The sequence below is a fragment of the Lapillicoccus sp. genome (assembly GCF_046595215.1).
Lineage (GTDB): Bacteria > Actinomycetota > Actinomycetes > Actinomycetales > Dermatophilaceae > Lapillicoccus.
On the sequence record NZ_JBKJPP010000021.1, the window covers coordinates 36,272 to 42,646 of the forward strand.

At 75.9% G+C, this 6,375-nt stretch carries 7 protein-coding genes; 3 read left to right on the top strand and 4 right to left on the bottom strand.

The window, feature by feature from the left end:
- Positions 1–256: 256 nt before the first annotated feature.
- From ybaK to ACLL9L_RS02195, 4 genes are read right to left on the bottom strand one after another with little or no spacing between them, the layout of a single operon-like run.
- Entirely contained in the window at positions 257–754 is a 498-nt protein-coding gene (gene ybaK, locus ACLL9L_RS02180) for a Cys-tRNA(Pro) deacylase (protein ID WP_411283004.1), read from the bottom strand.
- 4 nt (positions 755–758) lie between these two features.
- Complete coding sequence (locus ACLL9L_RS02185) at positions 759–1,424, bottom strand: LON peptidase substrate-binding domain-containing protein (protein ID WP_411283005.1); 666 nt, start codon at positions 1,422–1,424, stop codon at positions 759–761.
- Positions 1,425–1,433: 9 nt separating this feature from the next.
- Entirely contained in the window at positions 1,434–2,507 is a 1,074-nt protein-coding gene (locus ACLL9L_RS02190; RefSeq protein ID WP_411283006.1) for an S-adenosylmethionine:tRNA ribosyltransferase-isomerase, read from the bottom strand.
- On the bottom strand, positions 2,504–3,229 hold the full coding sequence (locus tag ACLL9L_RS02195; RefSeq protein ID WP_411283007.1) for an SDR family NAD(P)-dependent oxidoreductase: 726 nt from the start codon (positions 3,227–3,229) through the stop codon (positions 2,504–2,506). Before ACLL9L_RS02195 ends, ACLL9L_RS02190 begins: the two co-directional genes overlap by 4 nt.
- An 87-nt stretch (positions 3,230–3,316) precedes the next feature.
- On the opposite strand from ACLL9L_RS02195, the gene soxR reads away from it, so the two are divergent.
- From soxR to ACLL9L_RS02210, 3 genes are read left to right on the top strand one after another with little or no spacing between them, the layout of a single operon-like run.
- Positions 3,317–3,814, top strand: coding sequence for a redox-sensitive transcriptional activator SoxR (gene soxR / locus ACLL9L_RS02200; protein WP_411283008.1), 498 nt, complete (start codon positions 3,317–3,319; stop codon positions 3,812–3,814).
- A gap of 10 nt (positions 3,815–3,824) precedes the next feature.
- The gene (gene hisD / locus ACLL9L_RS02205; protein WP_411283009.1) at positions 3,825–5,141 is read left to right on the top strand and encodes a histidinol dehydrogenase; all 1,317 of its coding nucleotides are present in this window, start codon (positions 3,825–3,827) and stop codon (positions 5,139–5,141) included.
- Between the two features lie 8 nt (positions 5,142–5,149).
- On the top strand, positions 5,150–6,307 hold the full coding sequence (locus ACLL9L_RS02210) for a histidinol-phosphate transaminase (protein WP_411283010.1): 1,158 nt from the start codon (positions 5,150–5,152) through the stop codon (positions 6,305–6,307).
- Positions 6,308–6,375 lie beyond the last annotated feature (68 nt).

Genomic DNA, 6,375 nt, shown 5'->3' on the forward strand with positions numbered 1-6,375 from the left:
CGACGCGCCGAGGTGACGCTCGCGACGCGCCGAGGTGACGGTTGCGACGCGCCGAGGTGACGGTTGCGGACGTGTTGCGGGGGAGTGGGGTCTCGAGACGCTCGCGGGGGCTCGCTCCTCGACCACCGGCGGTTTGGTTGCGGGGGAGTGGGTCTCGAGACGCTCGCGGGGGCTCGCTCCTCGACCACCGGGCCGGGCTCGCTCCTCGACCACCGGGCCGTGCTCGTTCCTTGACCACCGGGCGCCGCGCGGCGCCTCAGCGCCCGACGGGCGCGACGACCGCGTCGGTGAGCCGGACCAGGTCGGCCGGGGCGAGGCCGACGTCGAGCCCGCGGCGGCCGGCCGAGATGTAGACGTGGTCGTGGTCGAGGGCGGAGGCGTCGACCACGGTGGGCAGCCGGCGTCGCTGGCCCAGCGGGGAGATCCCGCCGCGGACGTACCCGCTGCTGCGCTCCGCGGCGACGGGGTCGGCCATCCGGGCGCGTCCCGCGCCCACCGCCCGGGCGAGCGCCTTCAGGTCCAGCTCACCGGTGACCGGCACCACCGCGACCACGAGCCGGTCGTCGGCCTCGGCCAGCAGGGTCTTGAACACCCGTGCCGGGTCCAGGCCCAGGGCCTGCGCGGCCTCGAGGCCGTAGGACACGGCGCGCGGGTCGTGCTCGTAGGGGTGCAGCGAGTGGTCGACCCCGGCGTCGGTGAGCAGCACCGTCGCCGGGGTTCCCCCGCCCCTACGGCCGGCTCGCGTGCGTGCCACGGGCCTAGTTGGGCGACCAGCGGGTGCGGGCCACGTCGGTGGCCGGCAGCGACGGGATGACGTTCATCGCCTTCAGCTCCGAGCGCAGGAGGTCGGTGACCAGGACGAGACGCTCCGCGGCGTCCTCGGCCTCGAGCAGCGCCTGGCGCTCCGAGAGCGGTAGCGGTGCACAGGCGGCCAGGGTCCACGACAGGTAGGTCGCGTCGCGGGGGAGGGTGCCCTGGTACGGGTCGCTGCGGATCCGCGAGAGCGCCTCGCGGTAGGCGGTGAAGACGGCCCGGGCGCGCACCAGCAGCTCCTCGGCCACCGGGACGGTGCTCTCGGGGCGGTCCTCGACGTGACCCACCGGGAACTCGCCGGTCGTGTCGAGGTGGTGCAGCTCGAAGCGGTCGAGCCCGACCGCCACGACGTCGAAGGTGCCGTCGGGGTGCGGCTCGACGTCGGTGAGCCGGACGCGGCAGCCGACCCGGAACAGCGACTGGGCTCCGTGGTCCCCGACCTCGTAGCCCTCGCGGATGGCCACCGAGCCGAAGACCCGCTCGGCGGGGTCCTCCACGCGCAGCAGGTGGTGGACCAGTGCCCGGTAGCGGTCCTCGAACACGGTCAGGGGCACCTGCAGGCCCGGGAAGACGACCGAGCCCAGCGGGAACATCGGCAGCGTCGGGGGCACGCGGCGAACCTACCGCTGCCGCCCACCCCCGTGGTGCGGCAGGAGCAGCACGCTGTCGCCGAACTCGTGCCAGAGGTAGCCGGCGGCGGTGGCGGCGTCGTAGGCCCGCTGGGCCAGCGCCGCACCGGCGACCGCCTCTACCAGGAGGAGGTGGGAGGCCTGGGGGTCGTGCCAACCGGTGACGAGGCCGTCGACCACGCGGGGCGGCTCGGCCGGGGTGACGACGCGGTGGGTCCATCCCTGCGCCGCGACGACCCGCCCGTCCGGGTCGACCGCCGACTCCAGGGCGCGCGTGACCGTGGTGCCGACCGCCACGACGCGTCCGCCACCGGACCGGGTGGCCCCGACCAGCCGCGCGGTCGGGGCGGGCACGGAGAACCACTCGGGGGCGGGGGCCTCCCCGACCTCCTGCGAGGACAGGCCCGTGTGCAGGGTGATCGGGGCGACGGCGACGCCGCGCAGGACCAGCCGGGTGACCAGCTCGGGGGTGAACGGTCGGCCCGCCGAGGGCATCTCCGCGCTGCCGGGACGCCGGGCGAACACGGTCTGGTAGTCCGGGAGGGCGTAGCGGCGGTCGAGCTGGCCGTAGGCCACCGGCCGGCCGTGCTCGTGCAGGTGGGCGGCGAGGTCGCCGTCGACCTCGGCCCGCCAGAGCCGGGTCGCCTGCTCCCCGGACCCGTCGGCGTACGGCCCGAGGAGCACCAGGCGTGCGCCGCCGGTGCGCACGACGTCGCCCGGGGCCGCGTCCAGGACGGGGCGGGCGGCGTCCGGGGCCGTGCGCAGCTCGACCACGGGCCCGTGGGGTGCCGGACCGGACGCGACGTGCAGGACGACCGGGCCGCGCCCGGCGAGCACGGCGTCGATCTCGGCCGCGATCGTCGCGGAGTCGTTGACCACCAGCAGGTCGCCCGGCGCGAGGTGGTCGGCGAGGTCGCGGAACCGTGCGTGGGTGACGGCCTCCGGCTGCGCCACGAGGAGCCGTACGAGGTCCCGCTCGCCCCCGCGGTGCTCCGCGGGCGCCGGCGCGGTCGCGGCGGCGGACACCGGGAAGCGGGTCGTCGGACGCTCGTCGAGGCGGGTCACCGGGTCGCCCCCGCCCCGGCCGGTGCCGCGAGGTCGTCGGCGCGGTAGCGCCCGCTGGGCGGTCGCTGCTCCAACAGCGCCAGCAACACCGGTACGACGGTGGCGGGGTCCGGCCGGTCGGTGACGTCCTCCCCGGGGAACGCGTCCTGGTGCATCCGGGTCCGCATGTCCCCGGGGTCGACGGCGTAGGCCGCGACCGACTCCTCGATGCCCCAGGTGAGCGTGAGGTGGTCCAGGGCCGCCTTGGTCGCGGCATACCCGCCCCAGCCGGCGTGGTGGTCGGTCACCACGTCCGAGGACAGCGAGAGCAGCACGCCGTCACTGGCGCGCAGGAGGTCCACCAGCAGGCGCGTCAGCGCGTGGGGCGCCGCGGCGTTGACCGCCCAGACCCCGTCGAGGTCGCGGGGGTCGAGGTCGCGCAGGCGCCGCCGCGGCAACGGGCCCAGCGTGCTGGCGTTGTGCACGAGCAGGTCGAGGCGCCCGGCCTCGGTCGCCGCCGCGGCCAGCCGGTCGCGGTGCCCGGCGTCGGCGAGGTCGCCCGGCAGCGCGCGGACCCCGGGGAGGTCGGCGACCGCGGCCAGGGCCGCGGGGTCGCGGCCGTCGGTGACCACCGTCCAGCGGCGCGCGGCCAGGGCGCCCAGGAGGGCCCGGCCGAGGCCGGCGCTGCCGCCGGTGATGAGGGCGACGGGCGGCGGAGCGGGCACGGGGGCGGGTGTGGGCACGGGGACTCCTGGGTCGACGGGGACGGTCCGCCCATCGTGTAAGTTGAAGTCGGCTTGAGGTCAAGGCCGACGACGTGAGGAGGTTCCGTGGACGGTCGCGACGAGCTCACGGTGGGCGAGGTCTGCCGGCGCAGCGGCTTCGCCGCCTCCGCCCTGCGCTACTACGAGGCCCAGGGCCTGGTCGAGGCGGCCAGGACACCGGGCGGCCAGCGCCGCTACCGCCGCAGCGTCCTGCGGCGGCTCGCGTTCGTCCGGGCCGCCACCCACGTGGGGCTGTCGCTGGAGGAAGTGCGCGCCGAGCTCGAGCGGCTGCCCCGGGGGCGTACGCCCACGGCGGCGGACTGGGGCAGGATCAGCGCGTCGTGGCGCGGGCGGCTCGAGGAGCAGATCGAGGCCCTCCGCCGTCTGCGCGACGACCTCGACTCCTGCATCGGCTGCGGGTGCCTGTCGCTGGCGCGGTGCGGCGTGGCCAACCCCGGGGACCGGGCCGCCGGGGCCGACCCGCCGGGTGCGGCGTACCTGCCCGCGCTGCTGCGCCGTCCGGCCCCGACCGCCGGTGCAGCGGGTGGGGCCGGTCGACCGTAGACTCGGGCCCATGATCCGCCGCATCGACCTGCGCAGCGCCACCACGGGCCGCGGGGCCGGCGAGCCGTTCGACTACCGGACCGCCGTGCCGCGCGCCGACTTCGACGTCGAGGCAGCCGTGCCCGCGGTGCACGCCATCTGCGAGGGCGTGCGGACCGGTGGGCTCGAGGCCCTGCTCGACTACTGCGAGCGCTTCGACGGCGTACGCCCCGACGACGTCCGGGTGCCCGCCGGAGCGGCGCAGGCCGCGCTCGACGAGCTCGACCCGGCGATCCGCGCCGGGCTCGAGGAGTCGGTCCGACGGCTGCGGCTGACCTGCGAGGCCGAGCTCGAGCACGACGCCGTGACCGACCTCGGTCCGGGGGCCCGGGTGACCCACCGCATGGTCCCGATGAACCGGGTCGGCCTCTACGTGCCCGGCGGCGTCGCCCCGCTGGTCTCGAGCGTGCTGATGAACGTCGTGCCCGCGCAGGTCGCCGGGGTGCGCTCGATCGCCCTGGCCTCCCCGCCGCAGAAGCAGTTCGGCGGCGGTGTGCACCCCACGATCCTGGCCGCCTGCGCGCTGCTCGGCGTCGACGAGGTCTACACCGTGGGCGGCGCCCAGGCGATCGCGATGTTCGCCTACGGCACCGGGCCCTGCGCCCGGGTCGACTTCGTCACTGGGCCGGGCAACATCTACACCGTCACCGCCAAGCGTCTCCTCAAGGGCGTGGTGGGCATCGACTCCGAGGCCGGCCCCACCGAGATCGGGATCCTGGCCGACGACACCGCGGACGCCGCCTTCGTGGCCGCCGACCTCGTCAGCCAGGCCGAGCACGACCCGCTGGCCTCCGCCGTCCTGGTCACGCCCTCGGTCCGCCTGGCCGACGAGGTCGAGGTCGAGCTGGACAAGCAGGTCTTCGCCACCCGGCACGTCGAGCGCGTCCGCACGGCGCTGTCCGGCGTCCAGTCGGCGATCGTCCTGGTGGACGACCTCGAGCAGGGCCTGGCCGTCGTCGACGCCCACGCCGCGGAGCACCTCGAGATCCAGACCGAGGACGCCTCCGCCTGGGCCGCCCGGGTGACCAACGCCGGCGCGATCTTCGTCGGCCCCCACGCGCCGGTCTCCCTCGGCGACTACTGCGCCGGGTCCAACCACGTCCTGCCCACCGGCGGGTGCGCGTGCCACTCCTCCGGGCTCTCGGTGCGGGCGTTCACCCGCTCCGTCCACGTCGTCGACTACTCCCGCGACGCCCTCGCCGAGGTGGCCGACCACGTGGTCACCCTCGCCGAGGCCGAGGACCTGCCCGGCCACGGGGCCGCCGTGCGCGTCCGCTTCGACCGGTAGGCGGCACCGTGACCTTCCCCCCGATCCGCGAGGAGCTCCGCGGGATCGAGCCCTACGGCGCTCCCCAGCTCGACGTGCCGGTCGCGCTCAACACGAACGAGAACCCGTACGGCCCCTCGGACGCCTGCGCCGACGACGTCGCCGCCGCGGTCCGCGAGGTCACCACCTCGCTCAACCGCTACCCCGACCGTGAGCACGTCGCGCTGCGCACGGCGCTGGCGGCGTACCTCTCGCGCGACACCCTGCCCACGCGGGGCTTCGAGATCGGTGTCGAGCAGGTGTGGGCGGCCAACGGCTCCAACGAGGTCATGCTCCAGCTGCTGCAGGCCTTCGGCGGCCCGGGTCGCCGGGCGCTCAGCTTCGCCCCGACGTACTCGATGTACCCCGAGTACGCCCGCGACACCTCGACCGAGTGGGTCCAGGGGCACCGGGCCGCGGACTTCACCCTCGACCTCGACCGCGCCCGGGCGACCGTCGAGCGCGAGCGGCCCTCGGTGGTGCTGCTGCCGAGCCCGAACAACCCCACCGGCACGGCCCTGCCGCCGCAGGCCGTCGGCATGCTCTGCGAGGCAGCCGGCGACGGCCTGGTCGTGGTCGACGAGGCCTACACGGAGTTCCGGCGTGCCGGGACCCCCAGCGCCCTCGAGCTGCTCCCCGAGCACCGCAACCTCGTGGTCACCCGGACCATGAGCAAGGCCTTCGCGCTGGCCGGCGGCCGGGTGGGCTACCTCGCCGCCGACCCGGCCATCGGCGACGCGATCCGGGTGGTGCGGCTGCCGTACCACCTCTCCGCGGTCACCCAGGCCGTCGCGCTGGCCGCGCTGCGCCACGCCCCGGAGCTGCTCGGCCGGGTCGACGACCTGCGCCGCGAGCGCGACGAGTGCGTCGCGTGGTTGCGCGGGAACGGCCTCGCCGTGGCCGACAGCGACGCCAACTTCGTCCTGTTCGGCACCTTCGCCGACCGTCACGCCGTCTGGCAGGACCTCGTCGACCAGGGCGTGCTGATCCGCGAGACCGGCCCCGACGGCTGGCTGCGCGTGTCCATCGGCACCCCCGACGAGATGGCGGTCTTCCGCACCGCGCTGATCGCCGCGCTGGGCCGCCACCCGACCACCAGCAGCACCCACCGCAGCACGACCAGCACCGACCAGGGAGTCCCGGCATGAGCAGGACCGCGCGCCTCGAGCGCCAGACCAGCGAGTCGAAGGTGCTCGTCGAGGTCGACCTCGACGGC